Origin of the sequence: Allobosea sp. ASV33 (assembly GCF_016428755.1) — a bacterium.
Classification (GTDB): domain Bacteria; phylum Pseudomonadota; class Alphaproteobacteria; order Rhizobiales; family Beijerinckiaceae; genus Allobosea.
This window is the reverse complement of sequence record NZ_JAELTI010000384.1, coordinates 1-299: the sequence shown is the minus strand read 5'-3', so window position 1 is coordinate 299 and position 299 is coordinate 1. Positions and strand designations below refer to the sequence as shown.

The 299-nt window shown below is 75.6% G+C and carries 1 protein-coding gene; it reads left to right on the top strand.

Going from position 1 to position 299, the window contains the following annotated elements; all coding sequences use genetic code 11:
- Window positions 1-160: 160 nt before the first annotated feature.
- Window positions 161-299: DUF2161 family putative PD-(D/E)XK-type phosphodiesterase (locus JHD80_RS29015; protein ID WP_465246570.1), on the top strand; the 139-nt coding region annotated here is incomplete at its 3' end.

The following is a 299-nucleotide window of genomic DNA, read 5'->3' as shown; positions in this document are numbered from 1 at the left end:
CCCCCCCCCCCCCCCCCCCCCCCCCCCCCCCCCCCCCCCCCCCCCCCCCCCCCCCCCCCCCCCCCCCCCCCCCCCCCCCCCCCCCCCCCCCCCCCCCCCCCCTTTTTCACGCAGAAGACGGCATACGCGATCGCGCCTAGAGTCTCGTGGGCTCGGAGATGTGTATAAGAGACAGGCGCTGGCCTGTGCGGCTGCGATGGCGGCGGAGCCGAAGCGCCCGCGCGATCTCAAGCCGTCCTGTCCCGACGCCCAGAAAATCCTGCATCGCAACGTCTATGGCTGGTTCGAACGGTCCGGGC